Source organism: Fusobacterium sp. (assembly GCF_032477075.1).
In the GTDB taxonomy this organism is placed as follows: Bacteria; Fusobacteriota; Fusobacteriia; order Fusobacteriales; family Fusobacteriaceae; genus Fusobacterium_A.
Window position 1 is genome coordinate 76,878 of sequence record NZ_JAWDXO010000003.1, and the last position, 21,994, is coordinate 98,871.

General features: G+C 29.5%; 19 protein-coding genes. 9 read left to right on the plus strand and 10 right to left on the minus strand.

Going from position 1 to position 21,994, the window contains the following annotated elements:
• Positions 1-6: 6 nt before the first annotated feature.
• The 5 genes from E6771_RS02605 to E6771_RS02625 all read right to left on the minus strand — a co-directional run bounded on the left by E6771_RS02605 (position 7) and on the right by E6771_RS02625 (position 4,768).
• Positions 7-888 (minus strand): HpcH/HpaI aldolase/citrate lyase family protein, encoded by an 882-nt coding sequence (locus E6771_RS02605; protein ID WP_316089499.1) that lies wholly within the window; start codon positions 886-888, stop codon positions 7-9.
• Complete coding sequence (citD, locus tag E6771_RS02610; RefSeq protein WP_316089500.1) at positions 888-1,151, minus strand: citrate lyase acyl carrier protein; 264 nt, start codon at positions 1,149-1,151, stop codon at positions 888-890. Before citD ends, E6771_RS02605 begins: the two co-directional genes overlap by 1 nt.
• Before the next feature lie 212 nt (positions 1,152-1,363).
• A complete protein-coding gene (locus E6771_RS02615) occupies positions 1,364-2,116 on the minus strand; it encodes an HpcH/HpaI aldolase family protein (RefSeq protein WP_316089501.1) in 753 nt (250 codons plus the stop codon).
• Between the two features lie 54 nt (positions 2,117-2,170).
• Positions 2,171-3,340: a M20 family metallopeptidase gene (locus tag E6771_RS02620; RefSeq protein WP_316089502.1), complete on the minus strand. Its 1,170-nt coding sequence runs from the start codon at positions 3,338-3,340 to the stop codon at positions 2,171-2,173.
• 15 nt (positions 3,341-3,355) lie between these two features.
• Positions 3,356-4,768 carry a YfcC family protein gene (locus E6771_RS02625; protein ID WP_316089503.1) on the minus strand — a complete coding sequence of 471 codons (1,413 nt, stop codon included), beginning with the start codon at positions 4,766-4,768 and terminating at the stop codon, positions 3,356-3,358.
• A 163-nt stretch (positions 4,769-4,931) separates the two neighbouring features.
• On the opposite strand from E6771_RS02625, the gene E6771_RS02630 reads away from it, so the two are divergent.
• The 5 genes from E6771_RS02630 to E6771_RS02650 all read left to right on the plus strand — a co-directional run bounded on the left by E6771_RS02630 (position 4,932) and on the right by E6771_RS02650 (position 10,833).
• Positions 4,932-5,843, plus strand: a complete 912-nt coding sequence (locus E6771_RS02630) for a LysR family transcriptional regulator (RefSeq protein WP_316089504.1) — start codon at positions 4,932-4,934, stop codon at positions 5,841-5,843.
• Positions 5,844-5,973: 130 nt separating this feature from the next.
• Positions 5,974-7,353 carry a sigma-54 interaction domain-containing protein gene (locus E6771_RS02635; protein ID WP_316089505.1) on the plus strand — a complete coding sequence of 460 codons (1,380 nt, stop codon included), beginning with the start codon at positions 5,974-5,976 and terminating at the stop codon, positions 7,351-7,353.
• Positions 7,354-7,567: 214 nt separating this feature from the next.
• Entirely contained in the window at positions 7,568-8,509 is a 942-nt protein-coding gene (locus tag E6771_RS02640) for a 3-hydroxyacyl-CoA dehydrogenase family protein (protein ID WP_316089507.1), read from the plus strand.
• 18 nt (positions 8,510-8,527) lie between these two features.
• A complete protein-coding gene (locus tag E6771_RS02645) occupies positions 8,528-9,430 on the plus strand; it encodes a 3-keto-5-aminohexanoate cleavage protein (protein WP_316089508.1) in 903 nt (300 codons plus the stop codon).
• 47 nt (positions 9,431-9,477) lie between these two features.
• A complete protein-coding gene (locus E6771_RS02650; protein ID WP_316089509.1) occupies positions 9,478-10,833 on the plus strand; it encodes a short-chain fatty acid transporter in 1,356 nt (451 codons plus the stop codon).
• A 179-nt stretch (positions 10,834-11,012) separates the two neighbouring features.
• On the opposite strand, the gene E6771_RS02655 is transcribed toward E6771_RS02650, so the two are convergent.
• The 3 genes from E6771_RS02655 to E6771_RS02665 all read right to left on the minus strand — a co-directional run bounded on the left by E6771_RS02655 (position 11,013) and on the right by E6771_RS02665 (position 14,505).
• Entirely contained in the window at positions 11,013-11,744 is a 732-nt protein-coding gene (locus tag E6771_RS02655) for an ABC transporter ATP-binding protein (RefSeq protein WP_316089511.1), read from the minus strand.
• Between the two features lie 3 nt (positions 11,745-11,747).
• On the minus strand, positions 11,748-13,286 hold the full coding sequence (locus tag E6771_RS02660) for a glycine betaine ABC transporter substrate-binding protein (protein ID WP_316089512.1): 1,539 nt from the start codon (positions 13,284-13,286) through the stop codon (positions 11,748-11,750).
• Between the two features lie 337 nt (positions 13,287-13,623).
• The gene (locus tag E6771_RS02665) at positions 13,624-14,505 is read right to left on the minus strand and encodes a LysR family transcriptional regulator (protein WP_316089513.1); all 882 of its coding nucleotides are present in this window, start codon (positions 14,503-14,505) and stop codon (positions 13,624-13,626) included.
• Positions 14,506-14,676: 171 nt separating this feature from the next.
• Here E6771_RS02665 and E6771_RS02670 point away from each other — a divergent pair, with 171 nt between their 5' ends.
• On the plus strand, positions 14,677-16,116 hold the full coding sequence (locus E6771_RS02670; RefSeq protein ID WP_316089514.1) for a DASS family sodium-coupled anion symporter: 1,440 nt from the start codon (positions 14,677-14,679) through the stop codon (positions 16,114-16,116).
• Positions 16,117-16,127: 11 nt separating this feature from the next.
• The gene (locus E6771_RS02675) at positions 16,128-17,369 is read left to right on the plus strand and encodes a 2,3-bisphosphoglycerate-independent phosphoglycerate mutase (protein WP_316089515.1); all 1,242 of its coding nucleotides are present in this window, start codon (positions 16,128-16,130) and stop codon (positions 17,367-17,369) included.
• Between the two features lie 107 nt (positions 17,370-17,476).
• Here the strand turns inward: E6771_RS02675 and E6771_RS02680 are convergent, their stop codons facing one another.
• Together E6771_RS02680 and E6771_RS02685 are read right to left on the minus strand one after the other, a co-directional pair.
• Positions 17,477-19,069, minus strand: a complete 1,593-nt coding sequence (locus tag E6771_RS02680; protein WP_316089516.1) for a sodium:solute symporter family transporter — start codon at positions 19,067-19,069, stop codon at positions 17,477-17,479.
• A 14-nt stretch (positions 19,070-19,083) separates the two neighbouring features.
• Positions 19,084-20,088, minus strand: a complete 1,005-nt coding sequence (locus tag E6771_RS02685) for a LacI family DNA-binding transcriptional regulator (RefSeq protein ID WP_316089517.1) — start codon at positions 20,086-20,088, stop codon at positions 19,084-19,086.
• A 205-nt stretch (positions 20,089-20,293) separates the two neighbouring features.
• Here E6771_RS02685 and E6771_RS02690 point away from each other — a divergent pair, with 205 nt between their 5' ends.
• Positions 20,294-21,586: an aconitase X catalytic domain-containing protein gene (locus E6771_RS02690; RefSeq protein WP_316089518.1), complete on the plus strand. Its 1,293-nt coding sequence runs from the start codon at positions 20,294-20,296 to the stop codon at positions 21,584-21,586.
• Positions 21,576-21,989: an aconitase X swivel domain-containing protein gene (locus tag E6771_RS02695; protein ID WP_316089519.1), complete on the plus strand. Its 414-nt coding sequence runs from the start codon at positions 21,576-21,578 to the stop codon at positions 21,987-21,989. Before E6771_RS02690 ends, E6771_RS02695 begins: the two co-directional genes overlap by 11 nt.
• Positions 21,990-21,994 lie beyond the last annotated feature (5 nt).

Genomic DNA, 21,994 nt, shown 5'->3' on the forward strand with positions numbered 1-21,994 from the left:
TCCTAATTACTTAATCATTCCTGCACTTTTAGCCAGTCTAACTATTTTTTCAGCTTTGGCTATTACTGGAATGTCCACCATTTTTCCATTTACAGTAATTACTCCGCCTTTACTAATATCAGCAGCTTCTGCTGCTCTAACTATTTCCAATGATTTTTCAAGTTCTTCTTTATTTGGTGTAAATATTTTATGAACTATCTTTATCTGTGATGGATGGATACAAGATTTCCCTGCAAATCCTAAATTCATTGACGATTTTACCTCTTCTTTGAATCCTTCCTCATCATCTAAATCAGCCCATACAGTATCTATAGCATCAACACCAGCAATAGCAGCTGCCATAACTACCATAGTTCTTGCTACAAAAAGTTCTTTTCCCTCTTTAGTTCTTGTTGCTCCCATAGTTCTTGTAAAATCCTCAGCTCCAAAAGATATAGATGTCACTCTTGGAGATGCTGTTGCAATACTCACTGCATTCATAACAGCTAGTGGAGTTTCCAAAGAACATTGTATCTTACATACTCCATTTTCAATTCCATATTCTTTTTCAATTTCAGTCAATAACTCGTCTAATTCTTTTACATGTTCAGGCTTTTCACACATAGCAAGTCTCATTTTTCTAAGTCCTGCTGGAACTAATATCCTCACATCATCTCTTCCAAATTCTGTACTTAGAGGATTGATTCTTGCAAATATTTCTGTATCTCCATAATCCACTGTTCTTAAAGCTTCAGCCAGCAAATCTCTGGCAGCATCTTTATCTGCATATTTAATTGCATCTTCTAAGTCAAATAAAACACAGTCTGCTCCATAGAGATGAGCTGTTACCAGCATTTTAGGATTATTTGCTGGGGAAAACAACATAGTTCTTCTTGCTCTTTTTTCCATTATTTTATCCCCCCTGTCATAGCCCTTCTTACAGCAGTTCTTGTTCTTCCCTTAATTACAAAGTCTAATGCTCCAAAGTCCTGAACCAGTACTTTTGCATCTTTTATTTTCATTTCATCTAATATTTCCCTTACAGCTTTTTCCATAAGTTTTCCAAACATATCTTTTACTTTTGACTCTATTACTACTTCAATTCCTTCATTATCTAAATTTACAGTAACTAAAGCATCTGAATCTTTTTCATTACCACAAACTCCTATCATTTTTACTGCCTCCTTTAAATGAAAATTTTATATTTATAAAATATAATAAAGCTAAGATAAATTTTTTAAATTTTGAAATTCCCCTTCTCTTATGAACTAATTTTAGCTGCTCTCTTCATTATATTTATTCAAAATCATATTTTTTAATTCTATTACTGCAAGATTCTGCAAAAAGACTTTGGTACTTATCTTCCCAAAGTCTTTTGTAAGTATCAGTTATTTTTTGCCTTTATTAAATATTCCCTAACTCCCTTTGTCATATATTGAGTTATAGAAGTAAGGATAAACTTAGCTCCCAGCTTGATATATTCTTTGGCTGTTTCATCATCAGTTACAAATATTCCAACAGTTTTTTCTTTAGCTGTAATTTTCTGAATAGTCTCTTTTATGATTTTTGTCATTTCTGGATGTGGATTTGGAAGACCTAAAGATGCAGCCAGATCATTTGGACCTATAAAAAACATATCTATTCCTTCTACCTCTAATATTTCATCATGATTTTCTATAGCAGCTCCTGTTTCCAGCTGAATACTTATAAAAACTTCTTCATTTGCTTTTTTCAAAAATCCAGCCTTGTCATCTATCATTCCATATGATGCAGCTCTTGTAAAATAAGCTATTCCCCTTTCTCCCTCTGGTGGATAAAGTGCTGATTTTATTACCTCTCTGGCATCTTCAGCTGTATTTATAACAGGAACAAGTATTCCCTCTGCTCCCATATCTAATACCTTGTGAATCATGTCTGGTGTACTGTTTGTACATCTTACAATTGCTGGAGTTCTCTGGCATTGAGCTGCTCTTATCATATCAAAAATTGTCTCCTGATTCATAATCCCATGTTCATTATCAATAATAATAAAATCAAATCCAAGTCTTGAAGTATAGTCAGCAACATCTCCCAATGCAAAAGGGACAAATGTTCCAAATAGAGTTTCTTTTTTTAATTTTTTCTTTAAATTTTCCATATTTTTTATATGATAATTATAGAAATTACCATACCCCTCCTCTCATTTTCAACTTTATTTATATATCTTTCTATTAGTTATATACTCTTCTTTTATTTTCTGCAAGATTTTTTTATCACTGATTATGTCATAGGCTGTTCCTGCAATAGCTTTTGCTCCATATATTACGCAATTATGGGCATCTTCAGATTTTCCAGCATTTATATATTCCTGTGAATGTGAAGATGTACCTGTAGGAACAAACTTTACTCTTATACAGCTTCCTGGTATTTCATGCATAACATTCCCAAAATCAGTTGACCCAGTTTTTTCTCTAGGTTTTGTAATTCCTGGAATTCCTATAATCTCAGCATTTTTAATAAAGAGGTCATTTAATGACAGTACAGGTATTTTATTATCAAGAGATTTTCCTTCTGCCAGTTCATATTCTACTCCGCTCATGATAGCTGCTCCTCTGATTACATCTTTGAAACGCTCTACAACACTGTCAAGATATTCTCTTGAAAAAGAACGAAGTGAAAATTTACCTACTGCTTTTACTGGAACTACATTTTCTGGTCCAGGAAGTTCTTTAATGGTATAGTGCATACGTACATCATCTCTTACATGTTCCCTCATAAATTCTATTCCTTGAAAAGAAAGAAGCAGAGCATCAAAAGCACTTCTTCCATTTTCAGGCATCAAAGCAGCATGAGCTCTCTTTCCATGATAAGTTACAATAAAAGATGACAGAGCCAGACATTTTATATCTGTACAAGTATCAGGAGCTCCATGCATCATCAAAGCTACATCTATATCTTGAAAGTATCCTGCTTTCAGCATATTAAGTTTTCCTCCAAAAGTTTCTTCTCCAGGAGTTCCATAAACTATAATTGAAAAATCCTTATCTTTAATGGTATTTTTTAATGCTAATGCTGCTCCTATACAAGACGGCCCCTGCATGTGATGTCCACATCCATGCCCCATCCCCTGCAATGCATCATATTCACAAAGTATTCCTATTCTTGCTCCTTCATTTCCTTTTTTATATACTGCTCTAAATGCTGTAGGGAGATCTGCTATTCCTCTTTCTACCTGAAATCCATTTTTTTCTAAATAATCTGTCAACATTTCTACTGCTTTTATCTCATTTCCATCACACTCTGGATTATCAAAGATAAAATCTGACATTTCTATTAACTTCTTTCTTTCTTTTTCTATTTCTTTAAATAAATTTTCTTTCATTTTTTCTCCTCTTTTTTACATTGGTCCTAATTTTATAATTTGTGCTATGAAAAGTAAAACTGCTCCTACTACTATCCACAGTATAAAACACTTCCACATAAATTTCATCCAACGATCATAAGGAATATTAGCTGCTCCTATTATTCCCATCAATGCAGTTGAAGTTGGAAGAATATAATTACAGAATCCATCTCCAAAATTAAATGCTAAAATTGTTGTTTGTCTTGTCATTCCTATTAAATCAGCTAGTGGAATCATTATTGGCATAACTACTGATGCCTGTCCTGAACCTGAAGTTATAAATACATTGATTATAGTATTAGCAATAAGCATTCCTGTTCCCTGTAGATAGAAAGGAACCAAATTTAATATCTTAGCAAGAAAATGTACAACAGTATCAATAATTTGTCCATCTGCCATTATAGCTCCTATACTTCTTGCAAGTCCAATTATAAATGCTGCTCCAAGCATTATTTTGCATCCATTTAAAAATTCTTTACAAATAGTATTGGCATCAAATCCTGCTATTATTCCTACTGCTATCCCCAAAGTAAGAAAAATACAAGATTGTTCTTTTAATCCCCATTTAAGCATGATACAGCCATAAACTATTGCTCCTAAAGCTACTATCAAGCACAAAATTATAGCCCATTTTTGTCCATTCATTTCTCCAAATTCTTCTAAATTAGTAGTTTCTTTAAGTTCATTTTTTGAATCCATATCATACATAGGTGAAAGCTCTGGATTCTTTCTTATCTTCTTTGCATATCTTACTAAATATATATTTGTCACTATAAAATATACTACAAAACATATAGAACGATATCCTATCCCTGAATATAAAGGTAAATCTGCTATTTTCTGGCTGACTATTGTTGTATTGACATTGAGAGTTCCTGTAGAAAAGCCAATAGCTCCTCCCAGCAAAATTATAGCTACTCCACAAATAGAATCTAATCCCAAGGCCAATGACATCATTACCATTACAGGAGCAAAAGCAATAAACATATTTACTCCTTGAGTTGTACATATCAATCCAAATACTAAAGTCAAAATAGGTATAAATATCCCTATATGACTGGAAAATCTTTTTGCTAGTTTTGCTATTACAGTTTGAAGAGCTTCACTTTTAGTCAGCATATGAAATGCTCCTCCTGAAAATAAAATTACTAATAAAAGATCAATATTCTTAATAAAAGCTTCTACTATATACATAGGAATTTTTATGGGATTTACAGGTGTATTTTTAATATAATTAAACTTTGATGGATCTATTACTTTTATTCCTTGTTCATTAGCATATCTTGTATATTGTCCCCCTGGAATAATCCAAGTTAAAATTACTGCTGCCACTATAATAACAAAAATAATTACAAAAGTATGGGGCATTTTAAATTGTTTTCTTATTTTTTCTTTTCCTTTTTCCATTTAAACTCTCCTCTTTCCTGTTTTTTTGTCTTAAAACCTTGCATAATTTTACATTGATTTTTAAATTTAAACTTATTATAATACAATTATAATTATTAGTCTAATTTAAAGATGTTTTATTTATTATAGCTTTAAGCTATACTTGATTAGGGGGTAAGAGATTATGGACTTAAGAGAACAAGAATATGTTACAGTTTTAGCTAAGTATGGAAATATTACAAGAGCTGCTGAAGCTTTGTATGTTTCTCAACCTACTCTTAGTATTTTCATAAAACGTTTAGAGGAAAGAATGGGAATAAAATTATTTCAATATGTTGGGAAAAAAATGATTCTCACTCCAGCAGGAGAACTATATGTAAAAAGAGCTAAGGAACTTCTTATAATCCAAAATCAGTTTTTGGGGGAACTTACAGATTTAATTACTGGATATATTGGTAAAATAAGAGTTGGAATACATCTTCGCCGTACTAGATTTTTTATTCCAAAATTACTTGTTGAATTTGAAAAAAAATATCCAAATATAGAAGTAATCTTTATTGAAACTAAAAGTGAAAAAATGGAAGCAATGTTGTTAGATGGAGAGTTAGATATTATTTTTACAAATAAAGTAACAGCAGTTGATAAGGTAAATGTCATTTCTGTCTATAAAGATAAACTGCTTCTTGCTATATCTCCTGATAATCCTGCTTGCCAGTATAGTACTAAAATAAAGGGGCATGAATATCCATGGTTAGATTTAAATCATGTAAAAAATAACAGATTTATATTACAAGCAGCTGAACAAGCTACAAGAGCTTTTACTAATAAAGCTTTATTATTTTCTAGGGTTATTCCTGAAAAAATTTTTATTATTAAAAATATGGAAACTGCATCTCAGCTTGCTGCTGAAAAATATGGTGTTGCCTTTACTATGGCAAGCTATGCAAGATTTTTTTCTTATTCCAAACCCATTAAATTTTTTGAAGTTGGATCTCCTGAATTTTTTGTAGATATTTGCATTGCCTATAGAAAAAATTTCTATTTAACTGCATATGCTAGGGAATTTATTTCACTTATAAAAAAGTTTTTTCTGTAAAATAAAAAAATTTTATATTTATTCAATTATTATATTGAAGAATATTTTTACTATACTTTTATCAAAAAAAATTATAGAATATTCTATAAATGTCTGTTTTTTAAATGAAAAGTATTAGGGGGTAAAATGAATGATAGACAATAATATTCTACTGAAAGAAAGCCTTGAAGCCTTTTCTAACTTTATAGTAGTAAATGCAATTGGAGAAGTAACATATATAAATAGAGTTTATGCCAGACTTTTAGGAATTAATCAAGAAGATGCAATTGGAAAAAGAGTGGACAAAATTATCCCTAACACAAGAATGTTAAATATTTTAAAAACTGGGATTCCTGAGATAGGTTCAGTAATGACTTTTTTTGATCATGAACACAATAAAGAAGTGACATTAGTGTGTAACAGATATCCCATTATATATGAAAAGAAAGTTATTGGAGCTGTTGCTATGACTACTCTAAATAATATATCAGAAGTAAAAGCTTTAGAAAAAGAAATAACAAAAGTTAAAGAAGAAAATAGAAAAATCAAAAAAAAGCTGGAACACTATCAGCAAACCTCAAATCCATTATCAAAAATAATAGGAATATCTCCTGAAATCAAAATATTAAAAAACTCAATAGAAGAGTATGCAAAATCTAATTTCCCTATACTTATAACTGGAGAAACAGGGGTAGGAAAAGAAGTTTTTGCTGATGCTATTCAATATTTAAGTAATAGAAATTTGAATAATTATATAAAAATAAACTGTGCATCTATTCCAAAAGATTTATTAGAAGCTGAACTCTTTGGTTATGAAGAAGGTGCCTTTTCTGGAGCCAGAAAAGGTGGAAAAATAGGTAAATTTGAGTTAGCTAACAATGGAACTATTTTATTAGATGAAATAGGAGAGATGCCTCTTTCTCTTCAGGCTAAACTGCTCCGTGTTTTACAGGAAAAAGAAATAGAAAGAGTTGGAGGATTAGAAACAATAAAATTAAATATAAGAATAATATGTTGCACTAATTGTAATTTAGAAAATATGGTAAAAGAAAAAAAATTCAGAGAAGACCTATATTACAGAATAAATGTAGTTGAGTTAAATATTCCACCTTTAAGATATCATACAAAAGATATTCCCATTTTATGTAAATATTTTATAAATAAATTCAATGAAGAGGAATATTTTGAAATTAAAGAAGTTTCATCTCAGGTATTGGAACTCTTCAAAAACTATAATTGGCCTGGAAATGTAAGAGAATTAAAACATACAATAGAAAGAGCTGCTTTTTTATGCAAAGGAGATAAAATCGAATTGAAAGATTGCCAATTTTTTTTAGATAAAAAAAATAATTTTGAAAATGATAAAAAAAATAATAGTTCACTTAAAAATATTAAAGATGACAGTGAAAAAAATGCAATAATTGCAGCTTTAGAAAAATCAAAAAATAATAAAACAAAAGCAGCTGCAATATTAAATATAAACAGAAGTCTGTTGTATTCAAAACTAAAAAAATTTGATATAGACTATTAACACATGTCAATAATAACAACAAATTGTCCTAGAAATAGGACTTTTTTTATTTATAAAAAATAGTTTCTTATGAAATAAAGGCTTATTTTGATTGGCATAAAAAATGCTTAATAATAAATCAGCCTATATTTATTATCATATACCTAAAATATAAAATACCCTTACTATAAATAAATTATAGTATAATATTGGTAAAAATAAGTGGAGGGATATCATGATTAAAAATATAAGTGTAATTGGCGCTGGAACAATGGGACATGGAATAGCAGGAGCATTTGCTATGTACAATTATAAAGTGAGCATATATGATAGAAATAGAAAAAATCATGAAAATGTGATAGAAGAAATCAAAATTGAATTAGAATTTATGGCAGAAGAAAATTATATTGAAAAAGATAAAATTTATCCAACTCTTTCCAATATAAAAATTTTCTCCAACCTTGAAGAAGCTATAAAAAATGCTGACTATGTTATAGAAGCTATTCCTGAAGTTTTAGAATTAAAACAGGAATTATTTAATAAGTTAGATAAAATTTGTCCTCAACATACAATTATTACTAGTAATACATCAAGTTTATCTCTATCAAAACTCATGGAACATATTTCTGCAGAAAGAAAAAAACGTATAATGATATGTCATTGGTACAATCCAGCTCATCTTATGCCTATAATAGAACTTTCATATTTTGGAAATATGCCAGAAGAAATATTTTCAGATGTTTATAGTCTATATCTCAATATTGAAAAACAGCCAATAACTGTAAAAAAAGATATTTCAGGTATGATAGCCAACAGAATGCTTCATGCTTTGGCAAGAGAAGTATTTTATCTTATTGAAATAGATGCTGTTTCACCAGAAGATATTGAGAAAACTTTAAAATATGGTCCAGGATTTAGAGGTGCAACAACAGGAATTTTAGAATCAGCAGATTTAGGAGGTTTAGATATCTGGTGTACAGTTGAGGATAATCTTTTTAAGGAATTGAATGGCTCTAAAAAAGCTAGTGATTTATTAAAGCAAAAAGTCAACAATGGAAAATTAGGACTAAAAACAGATGAGGGGTTTTTTAAATATCCAAAAGATACAAAAGAAAAAATAAAAAAAGATTTTTTTAGACGATTGATAATTCAGCTTAAAGCAAGTAAGAATTATTAAATTAAAGGGGGAGTGAATATGAATAAAGTAATCATTACAGCAGCAATAACTGGAGCAGTACATATTCCGAGTATGTCTGAATATCTTCCTGTTACACCACAGCAAATAGTGGATGATGCAGTAGCTGCTTATGAGGCTGGTGCAGCAGTAGTACATATCCATGCCAGAAAGAAAGAAAATGGAGAACCTACAGGGGATCCTGAAATAATGAAAAGTATTGTAGATGAAATAAGAAAAAAATGTAATGTTGTAATTGGTATAACTACTGGGGGAGCTATTGGAATGTCTTCTGAAGAGAGATTAGCAGCAGTTCCTTCATGTAAAGCAGAACTTGCTTCATGTAATGCTGGATCTGTAAATTTTTGTTTTTCTCCTATTGCAGATAAAATAAAAGATCCAAAATATGACTGGGAAATTCCTTTTGTTAAAAATACTTATAATCTTCCATTTGTAAATACTTTTCAAGGAATAGAAGACTATATAAAAGTTATGGATGAGAATGGTACAAAACCTGAATTTGAAGTCTATGAAGTAGGAATGATTAATAATATTGCTTATTTTATGAAAAAAGGATTGCTAAAAGGGCCTGTCTATCTTCAATTTGTTTTAGGAATAATGGGAGGACTTCCTGCTACAGTAGATAATCTTTTATTTCTATATAACACAGCCAGAAAGCAACTAGGAGAAGATTTTGTGTGGTCATGTGCAGCAGCTGGTAAAGATCAATTTGATATAGTAACAACAGCTGTCATTCTTGGAGGAAATGCAAGAGTAGGATTAGAAGATAATTTATACATAGAAAAAGGAAAATTAGCAAAATCAAATGCAGAAGGTGTAAAAAAAATAAAAGAGATAATTCAGTTATTAGGAAAAGATATAGCAACACCAGAAGAGGCAAGAGAAATTCTTTTTAAAAAATAAATAAATTATAAATTTAACTAAAACAAAAAATATTTTGGAGGTAAGATATGATTAAAAAATTAACAAATTTCTGTACTGCTATGGTACAGGCATTTTTACCTGATCCTTTTATTTTTGCACTGATACTGTCTGCAATAGTATTTCTATTAGGAGTATTTACAAATGGGGAAACACCTTATCAAATGGTTATGCATTGGGGAAATGGATTTTGGGGGTTTTTAGGTTTCTCTATGCAAATGGTACTTGTAATAATATTTGGAAATTGTTTAGCTACTGCTCCTATATTTCATAAATTAGTAAAAAGATTAGCTTTAATTCCAAAAACTCCAAAACAAGCAGTAGCATTTGTTACTTTTGCAGCAGCAATAGCTACATTGATTCAATGGGGATTTGGATTAGTAATAGGTGCTATCTTAGCTAAAGAAGTAGCAAAAACAGTTAAAAAAGTGGACTATCCTCTTTTGATTGCCTCAGCATATTCTACTTTCATGCTATCTGTTTTAACTAGTTCAATCACATTGAAAGCAGCCAGCAATGTGGATGAACTTGTCAAAATAACTGGAGGAACAGTTAAAAATCTTATCCCATTAGGTGCTACAAGTTATCATATTACTACTTTAATAGCACTTTTAATAATGTTAATAACTCTTCCATTGTTAAATGCAGCTATGCATCCAAATGAAAAAAATACAAAAAGTATTGATGTAAATTTATTAAAAGAAGAAACAATAATTATGGAAAGACCTGAGAAACCTACTGTAGCTCAGCGTCTTGAATATAGTAAAATCATTCCTATATTGATATTTATAGCAGGAATGACTTTTGTAATAAATCATTTCTTTATACTTGGTAAAAGTCTCAATATTGATATAATGAATTTTATTCTTTTAATCTTTGGAATTTTACTTCATAAGACGCCTATTAATTATATTCAGGCTGTTGGAAGTGCTGCAAGAAATTCAGCTGGAATTATATTACAGTTTCCCTTCTATGCTGGAATTATGGGAATGATGACTGGATTAAATCAATCTGGAATTTCAATAGCTGGACTTATTTCAGAAAAAATGGTAGCTTTATCTACTGCTAATACATTTCCAATGTTATCTTTTGGAAGTGCAGCAATAGTTAATATGTTTGTTCCATCAGCAGGAGGACAATGGGCAGTACAGGCTCCAGTATTATTTCCAGCAGGACACGCTTTAGGAGTTAATCCTGCATTGACTACTATGTCATTGTGCTGGGGAGACACATGGACAAATATGATTCAGCCATTCTGGGCTCTTCCTGGTCTAGGTATAGCAAAACTTGGAGTCAGAGACATTATGGGATATTGTGTTATGGTATTCTTATGGACAGGTATCATTATCTTCATGGCTATGCTGGCATGGATATATCTATTTTAAAATCAAAGCAAACACCCTCCATCTATACTCTAAGATAGAGGGTGCTTTAATATATACTTTCCTATTTTTATTCAATGAAAATAATTCTTATGGACAAATTCTTATACAAGTTTCATATTCAATATATTTTTCTGCATCTAATTTAAACTTTATCATATCCTTCATAAAATTTACCTCTTCTACTTATGATATTTTATTAATTTCTTTATAAATTCACTTGCAGGATTTTTTAATATTTTTTCTGGAACATCAAACTGCTCTATGGTTCCCTCATTTAAAATCAATACTTTTGTTCCCAACCTTATAGCTTCCTCCACATCATGTGTCACGAATAATATTGTGATTCCTGTTTCTCTTTGTATTCTGATTATCTCATTCTGTAAATTTTTACGAGTAATTTCATCTACTGCACTGAAAGGTTCGTCCATAAGAAGAATATCTGGTGAAGCTGCTAGAGCTCTTGCAATACCTACTCTCTGCTGCTGTCCTCCTGAAATTTCATCTGGATAATGTTCTAGAAGACTCTTATTCAATCCTACAATTTTCAGCCATTTATAAACTGCCATCTTTGTTCTTTTTTTATCATTTCCATTGAGAAGAGAGGGAACATATGAAATATTCTCTTCTACAGTCATATGAGGAAAAAGGATACTTCCTTGAATAGCATAACCTATATTACGTCGTAAATTAACTGGATTGCTTTTCAAAATATCTTTTCCATCTATCAATATACTCCCTTCATCAAAATTAAGAAGTCTGTTTACGAGTTTTAAGAGAGTAGTTTTTCCACATCCTGAAGGACCTAAAATTGTAATAAATTCTCCCTCTTCTATTTTCAAATTTATATTTTTAAGAATTATCTTATCCCCATAACTTTTAGAAATATTTTTAAATATAATTTTATCCTTCATCTTCTATTCCTCCACATATCCTTTCTCAACTAAAAATTTATGTGCTACATCACTAGGCTCCTGCTTCATACTTTCAACCTGATAATTCATCTCTGCCATATCTTTGTCAGTTATGGTATTTTCAAATTTTAATAAGACATTCCTCAATTCTGGATGTGCTTCCAGCACTTCTATTCTTACAATATTTCCAGCCTTATACGAAGGATAAAAAGAAAGATCATCTTCAAGTACAATAATATCGGCTCCAGCCAACTGTCCATCTGTTGTAAATATATTCATAATATCAATTTTTCCATCTTTCATTGCCTGGTATTTCAACCCAATATCCATATCCATTGTAGAAGAAAATCTCATGTGATAAGCTTTAGACAAAGCATCATATCCATCTTCACGTTCAAAAAAATCATACTCTGCTCCAAAAATTAATTTGTCAGATACTTTTGCTAAATCTGAATAAGTTTTTAAATTATATTTATCTGCTGTTTTTTTATTAACTGCCAGACCATAAGTATTATTAAATCCATACATTCCATGCCAGATCATCTTAAAATCTTCCTTATACTTTCTATTCATCTCTTCAAAAAGTTTTTCTGTATATATTCCTTTTTCCTTCAACACTTGATTCCATCCAGTTCCTGTATATTCTGGATACAAATCAAATTCTCCAGCTTCCATTCCTAGCTGAATGTTAGTAGTACCTCCTCCAACTCCAGATGTAAGTTTTACAGCTAAATCTGTATCATGCTCTATCAATTCTTTAAGCATCTCTCCCAAAATATATTGTTCTGTCATAGGTTTTGTAGCTATGTGAATTATATTGGAAACAGGTGTAAAAAATATAGAAATACTAAGTTTAATCAATACTGTTACACCAATTATACCTATAATAATACTGCGAAGAGATTTCCCTTTATTTCTTTTTAGTAATAATTTTTCCCCAAAATTAAGAATTGTATCAAAGAAAATTGCCAGAAAAGCAATAAGCAGACTTCCTGCCAGAGTCATATTAGGGTTATTTGTTGTAATTCCACGATAAATTGCTACTCCCAGTCCCCCTGCTCCTATAAAAGAAGCTATTCCTGCCAATGCAATTGTCATAGTAACCATACTTCGAAAACCTGAAAAAATAACTGGAAATGCCAAAGGAAACTTTATTCTAAAAAGAGTTTGCCATGTTGTACTTCCCATTCCTTTTGATGCTTCTAATATAGCTGGTGAAACATTTGCCAGACCTATATATGTATTTCGTACCATTGGAAGCATTGCATATATAATAAGAGCTGTAATTGCTGTCTTGTTTCCTATCCCTGAAAAAGGAATAAGAAAACCAAGCAGAGCAATAGATGGAATGGTGTACAGGAAATTTACAACTGATAAAACAATCTTTGAAGTATAGCGAAATCTCTCAATAAAAATACCTATTCCAAGTCCTATTACAGCAGCAGCTATTACTGCTGTAAAGGAAATATAAATATGTTGCCAGAGTAAATCTAAAAAGAAACTTTTTCGTTCTAATAATATTTTAAAAATTTGTATAATCATAAAAACTCCTTAATCTTTTTTTAATTTGATAAAATAACTTCAATACTTAAAGTTATATAAACAGGCTAGTTTTTTATTCTCTCTTTATCTATTGAAAATATATATCCTCCTTTTTAAGCTGTGTTCATACTAATATTGACTCAAAATAATAAGTAAGCATATTTTTATTATATAGTAAGTTTTTTCTCCAATAGCTCTATTACTACTTAAGTATAACATTCAAATTCTGACATCAGTATGTCATAGTTAAAAAAAAAGAGGCTGTATAAATTAGTTCATAAATCACTAATTTATATCAATCTCTTTTTTCATATCAATATTTTTGTTTTCACATCTTTTATTCAGATATTAATTTTATAAATTCATTTGCAGCAGGAGTCAAAAATTTATTTTTTATATGAACATATTGTATCTCTCTTTGAATATTCTCTTCATCAAAATCAAGAGCTCTTACTAATCCACTTTCCAACTCTCTTCTTACAGAATTTACAGAAAGAATTGATATTCCAATATTATTGATCACAGATTCTTTAATAGCCTCCTGATGACTAATAAATAATTTATTATTAAAATTAAAATTATACTTTTTAAATATTTTATCCAAAAATCTAGATTGAGAAGATGTAGGTTCTTTTGTTATATATAAATCATCTGCAATATCAAATAAAGAACAAGATTTCTGCCCAAACAGTCTATGCTTATTCCCAACTATTAATTTTAAATTATCATCAATATATTTATTAATAACATAATAATTATCATCCTCTACAATATAATCTGAAAGAAAAATAAATTCCAGCTGATTTTTGTGAAGCATATTTAATATATTTTTAGAAGAATTAATCACCATGTTTATTTCTATTTTTGGATATTTATTGTAAAATTTTGAAATAAATTCTGGCATTAAATACACTCCAATAAAGTTTGTTGCCCCAAAATTTAAAGTTCCATGTTCTAGATTTTCAATTTGTTTTATATATTCTCTGGCATTATAATAAGAAGCCAGCATTTCCTCTGCATATTTTTTAAAATATTCTCCCTGAACAGTAAGAAATATTTTCTTCCCAATACGATTAAAAAGAGGTACATTAAGTTCATCTTCTAAAGCCTGAATTCTTTTACTTAAAGCTGGCTGTGAAATATAGAGTACTTCTGATGCCTTTGCAAAGTGCTTTATTTCTGCTAAAGTTACAAATGATTCTATTTTATCTATATCCATAAAAATCTCCTCCCATACAAATGATAACAAAAAGTTATTAAAATGTAAAGATAATTCGATTGTATTAATGAACTAAAATGTTTATAATAGATTCAACAGTAACTTATTATATACAAAAATTACTAAAATCGATTTATAGTAAATATAAAACAAAAGGGAGGAAAATTTAAAATGTCAGACACTCAAAAGAAAAATTTAATACCCATACTCAGCACCATAGGGGCAGTTATTACATTCTTTATAATACTATTTATACCTCTGCCTCAAGGAATGTCAATAGAAGCTCAAAAAAGCTTAGCTCTATTTACTTTTGCTTTAATAATGTGGATTGCTAAACCAATCCCTATTTATCAAACTTCAATTATTATTATTCTACTGCTTCCACTTATCGGAGCTGTAAAAAAACAGGGACAAGCTTTTGAAACTCTAGGATACAGCATCATATGGCTGATGGTAGCTGCATTTGTATTGACTTCAGCTATGAGTGCTTCAAATCTCGGAAAAAGAATTGCACTTGTACTTACAACTAAGTTTTCAAAAACTCCTACTCAAACATTAATAGTTTTTGTTTTTATAAACTATATACTGGCATTCTTTGTTCCATCTACAACTGCAAGAGCTTCATTAATTGCTCCAATAATTTTAGTCATACTTGAAGTATATAAAGCTGTTCCTGGAAAAAGTAACTTTGGAAAATTAATAATGCTACAAGGTGTACAAAATAATGCTTTTGCTACATCAGTAGTAATGACAGCAACTTCAGCACAGGTATTAGCCCTTGGATTCATAAATGAGCAGACTGGAGCAAGTGTAGGGTATATGGACTGGCTGTTAGGTTCCTTACCTCAAGCTCTTCTTACTACTATAATTGCCTTTGTTGTGGGACTTAAATTATACAGCCATAAAAACGAACTTGGTGATGTGATGAGCAATGCAACACTTTCATTAAAAAAACAACTGGAAGAACTTGGACCTATGTCATCTAAAGAAAAGAAAGCTCTATTCATATTTCTGTTAACATTAATTTTATGGGCAACAGGAGATTATCAGAAGGCATGGTTTGGATTTAAAATCAGTACTGAACAAACTGCTGTTTTAAGTATGCTCCTTTGTTTACTACCAGGAATTGGAGTCATAACATGGAAACAAGCTAACATTAAATGGGATTTGATGGTATTCTCTGCTGGTGCATATGCTGTAGGAAATGCTGTTGATAATACTGGAGGAGCTACCTGGGCTATTGATAAAATAATAAATATTATTGGATTGGATAAAATGGCTCCATCTTTAGTAGCAATTACTTTAATTTTTATAACAGTATTCAGTCACCTTATTTTTACAAGTAAAACAGTAAGAACAACTATTTTAATTCCAGCAATTATAACATTATCAAAACAACTTGGAATAGATCCTGTTTCTCTAGCTCTTGTTTGTTCTTTTGGAATAGCATATACAATCACACTACCTCCACATTCAAAAGTTAATACTTTGTATTTTGGTACTGGATATTTCGATGTTAAAGATGAACTAATTTATGGATTAATTTCTTGTTTTATTGGTTCATGTTCACTCTCACTAATTTACTTCACTTGGATAAAATTTGTTTTATAAGGAGATCAACTATGAAAAGAAAAGTACTTTTAGCTATTGCAGATGGATTAGGAGACAGACCTTGTGAGATACTCGAAAATAAAACTCCTTTGGAATATGCAAAAACTGAAACCTTAGATATATTAGCTAAAAATGGAACAACAGGAATTATGGATTTGTACAAAGCAGGAATACCTGTTGGTACAGACCTTGGACATCTTATCTTATTTGGATATAGTATTGAGGATTATCCAGGAAGAGGACCTATTGAGGCTTTTGGAAAAGGGGTGGAGTTAATAGAAGGTGATATTGCTTTTAGATGTAATTTTGCAACAGTTAATGAGAATATGCAGATAATTGATCGTAGAGCTGGAAGAATCAGAGAAGGTACAAAAAAACTAGCAGATGCATTAAATGGAATACAGATTGATGGAATTACAATACTTTTTAAAGAAGCTACTGAGCATAGAGCTGTTATGGTTTTTAGAGGCAATAATTTATCTGCTGCTGTTTCAGATACTGATCCTAAAAAAGAAGGTCTTAAAATAAAAACTTCCACAGGAAAAGATGAAACTAAAGAAGCTCTTTTTACTGCTGATATATTGAATAAAGTCATAGAAAAATCTCACGAAATTTTAAAAAACCATCCCTTAAATATAGAAAGAATTAAAAAGGGAGAATTTCCTGCCAATTGTATTATCACAAGAGGAGCAGGAAAAATGCCTAAAATAGAAAAAATAACAGAAAAATTAAAATTTAAAGCCAGCTGTATTGCTGCTGAAGATACAGTTTTAGGTGCTGCAAGATTAGCTGGTTTTGATACTGTAACTAACAGCAGTTTTACAGGAAATATTGACACAGATATTGAAAAAAAAGCTAAATATGCGGTAGAAGCTTTAAAAAAGAATGACCTTGTTGTTCTTCATTACAAAGCCACAGATTTAATGGGGCATGACAATAATCCTAAAGGAAAAGTTGAAGCTATAGAAAAGTATGATCAAATGCTCAAAATTGTTCTTGAACTAATTAAAAAGGAGAAATTAAATGATACAATCATTGCTCTTGCTGCTGACCACTCAACACCTTGTGAAAGAAAAGAACATAGTGGTGATCCTGTTCCTATTATGATAAATGGAAGAAGTATCAGAAAGGATTATGTGGAAAAATATGATGAGATTTCTTGCAGTCAAGGTGGATTAAATAGAATTAAAGGTTCTGATTTTATTAATATTCTTCTTGATTATTTAGAGTTAACAATTAAACAGGGAAATTGATTATTTTTAATATAATTAATATTAAAAGTTATTATACAAAAAAGTGTTGGTTCTCAAAGTTCCAACACCTTTTTCTTTTTTAATTTTTATATCAATCTATCTTTTCTTTATCTTATAACAAATAATATGATATATTGAAAAATAAAAAATACCAATGTGGAAATTGCATAAAAATCTAAACAGCAAGGAAGAAGAGAAACTTCTTCCTCATTTTCCTTTTCATCTCTTTTTATTTCATTTATAATTTCATATATTGTATATTTATTTTTTTCTAATTTTAAATTTGGAATAAAGATATTATAAATACAACTTAATACACAAGTTAGTATAAATCCAATAAATGGATTCCATATCCATCCTGTATTTAAAATTTTAGAAATAATAAATCCTAGTACCAATCCCAGTACCAATCCTAAACTAACTCCATTATCATCAATTCTTCTTGAAAAAAATCCTAAAATAAATACAGCACAAGCAGGCCCAACAAGATAAGAAATATAAGTTCCAACTGTTTCAAGAACTGATCTTATTGAGTCTCCAAAACCAATAATTACAAAAATAATAATTAAAATTCCAAAGATTAAAGATGTTGATATAGAAATTATCTTAGGTGTAGATGCCTTTTTTTCTTTTTTAAAATAAACTTCATAAATATCTTTTATAAAAATTGTTGTCATTGAATTTAGTATTGAGTCAACACTTGACATAACAGAAGCAAATATACCAGCAATTGTTAAACCTAAAAAACCTATTGGAATTTCTTCTAATATAAAATTTATCATGATTTCATTAGAGTTATTAAATACCTTTCCTCTATAAAAGAAAAATAGAATGATTCCTATAAAAAGCATAAAAAAGTATATTATATTCATTACTACTGCACTTGTTAAAAGGGATCTTTTTACAGTTTTTATTGAATTTGCAGTTAAAATTCGTTGTACTTGTGTTTGATCAAAAGCGAAATATCTGATCCACATAATGCTTCCACCTAAAAGAGTTCCCCAAAAATTATTATTACTCCTTAAAGAAAAATCAAAATTTAATGCATCTAATTTCCCTGACATTTTAGTTATTTGTACAAACTTAATAAATGAAATTCCAAGTTGATCAAATGCGATATATATAATTAACAATACACTTCCCCAAATAATAATCATTTGAAAAACATCTGTCCATATAACTGCTTTTATTCCACCCATTGCAGTATAGGCAATTGAACAAATAACTATTATTGGAACAATAATTTTCAAAGGCCACCCAGTTATAATTACAAGAAATAAAGAAGGAATAAAAACCATTGAGCTTACCTGAATTATAGAATTAATAAAAAAATGAAAAACAAGAAGTAATTTTGTTCTTTCTCCAAATCTTAAATTTATATATTCATAAATCGAAATAATTTTAAGATGATAAATAATTGGTACTACTATCCATATTGCAAAAAAACAAGCAAAAGGAACAGCTATATTTATCATAAATGGAACTATGCCAACAGAATAAGCCCATCCTGGACCTCCTATAAATCCATTAGCACTTATTGTAGTAGCTGCTATAGATAATGCTACTGGAATCCAACTCATTTGTCTATTGGCAACAAAAAATTCATCAGAAGTCTTGCTATCTTTTCCAGATACATAACCTATAAAAAGTAAAACCAAGATATATATCCCTATAATTACAAAATCTAAACTTTTTAACATAGTTCTCCTTCCTCTCAGCTCTCTCTTTCTATTATAGCTGCTTTCAAACTCCTTTTAACAGATACATTTTCATTCTTTATTTCTCCCATTAAATAACTAATCGCATTTAAACACAATTCTTCAAATGGTTGCTTGATAGTTGAAAGTCTAGGTGAAAACATATTTATTATTTCTTCAAAATCATCATGACCAAGAATAGAAATTTTGTCAGGAATTTTAATATTTTTTTCATTGAGCCCTTTAATAATACCCAATGCACAATAATCTTGTTGACAAAATATTCCATCATATTTATCTATAAAATCTATATTATTAAGTATAAAGTTATAACCTTCTTCAAAAGTAATTCCATTATAGGAAATATCTACATTCAGTTTTAAAGCTTTTGCTTCCTGCAAAAATCCTTTTGTTCTATCTGTATAATTGGTTTCTATATCAGTTTTTTTAGTAATTGTTAAAATATTTTTTAATCCTTTTTTATTGAAGTATTTAGCTGCAAGAGCTCCGCTTTTTTCATTATCAATTATAAAAGTTCGTTTTATAAATTCTCTTTTATTTGTTGGGTAATATAAAAAAGCAAAAGGAATTTTTGAATTTTCTAAAACTTCAATATCTTCATCTGTAATATCTCTTGTCACAATTAAAATAGCATCAACTTTCTGTCCATTCACAATTTTTTTAATATTACTATTTCCAGTGTAAGCATTAGCTGAAGACTGAATCAAAGCTTCAAAACCATTTTTTTCTATATTATCTATTAAGTATCTTTCAAAAATTGAATAAAAAGTTTTTGTTTTAGAATTATAATAATTATTCCCAAAAACTATTCCAATAGTATTAGTTTTACTTTTTATTAAACTTCTAGCATTAATATTGAATTCAAAATTCATACTCTCTGCAATTTTCTTTATTTTAAGTTTAGTTTTATCCTTAATCAAAGGACTATCATTTAGCGCCCTTGAAACAGTTGAAACACTTAAGCCAGTTATTTTAGCTATATCTTTTAAAGTACATCCCATATTTTTCTCCTTTTACAAACATTTGCACAAATATATTTCCTAATAAAAATTTACCATTTTTTTAAAAAAATGTCAATTTTTTATATTTTTTGTTTCAAAAAAATATTTTTTTAAAACTTTTCATTGACTTTTAAGTGAAAAAATTATATATTTATTTTATAAAATATTTTGCAAACGTTACCAAAAAATTAAAAGGAGAATTGTTATGGTCAAACTTACATATTATGAGCAAGATTTATTAAATGGAAGATATGGAAAAGATAAACAAAAAGCAATGGAGTTTATTGTAGAGTATGCAGTTGCTTTAGGAGCTGAAAGATTAATAGAGATAAAATCTGTTACAGGAGGCTTAGGATCTTCTAAAAATATACTAGAAGATTTAAAACAAAATAATTACGATATAGAGAAAATTTTTTGCGAATATAAATTAAATAGTTCTGAAAAAGTTAAAGTTACTAAAGTTTGTGTTCCAACTGCAACCCTGATTAATCTTTTAGATCCCCATAAAATAGATGAACTTCATATTAGTGACGATGTAAAAAAATATTGCGATGTTAATGAAGAGTATGTAAAGAAATTAGGAATGCAGTGTCTGTATACATGTGCCCCATATTTATCTGGATTTATCCCAATGTATGGGGAACATTTAGCTTGGATGGAGTCTTCTGCTGTTGTAATGGCTAATTCTGTTTTTGGAGCTAGAACAAATACAGAAAGCCTTGAAAGTACAGGTGCAGCTTCTTTGGTTGGAAGAGTTCCATATTGGGGTCTCCATATAAAAGAAAATAGATATGCTACTCACCATATTAATATAAAAACCAAAATAGACTCAGAATTTGATTATGGATTACTTGGATATTGTATTGGAGAAATTGTGCAAGAAAAAATACCTGTCATTACTGGTTTGGAAAAAAGACCTAGTTTTGAAGACCTAAAACATTTTGGAGCTGCACTTGCAGCTTCTGGAGGAGTAGAATTATATCATATTGTAGGGGTTACTCCAGAAGCTGATACTTTAGAAGAAGCTTTAGGTTATAAACATCCTAATAATTACACAGAAATTAAAGAAAAAAATTTAGAAGATATCTATAAAAAAATAAATTCATCTTCCAAAGATAAAAAAATAGATTTTATAATTATTGGATGTCCCCATGCTTCTCTAATTCAAGTTTCAGAAATTGTTGATAAAATAAAAAATAAAAAAATAAATAGAAATGTAAAAATGTGGATATTAATTCCTTATTCTATCAAAGGCTTATGTGACAGACAGGGATATACTGAAGTAATTCAGAGTTTTGGAGCAGAACTATTAACAGATATTTGTCCTGCAATTGCTGGCTTAGTTCCTAATAATGTAAAAAATATAGCAACAAATTCAATTAAACAAGCATATTATTTAACTAATCTTATGAATTGCAAATGCTGGTATGGTACATTAAATAATTGTATTTCTGGAGCTATTTCTGGAAAATGGGAAGGTGTATTCAATGAAAATTAAATTAAAAGGCCGAAGTGTATACAGAGGAATGGCTGAAGGTGAAGCTATTGTAACTCAAGAAAATCTTTCTGGTTGGGGAGGAGTCAATCCTGATACAGGTATTGTCATTGATAAATTTCATGAACTTTATGGAAAATGTTTAAAAGATAAAATACTTATTTTTCGCGGTGCTAAAGGTTCATCAGGTTGGGCTAATACTTTTCATATATGTAGATTAAGAAAAACTACTCCAGCAGGTATAATCTTTACTGAACTCACTCCTAAATTATGCTTGGGAATAATTGTAATGAAGATTCCAGCTATCACTGACTTAGAAAAAGATCCATTTACGCTTATAAAAACTGGAGATTATATAAAAATAAATGGAAACAATGGTGAAGTAACAATAATAAAAAACAAATAAAATCA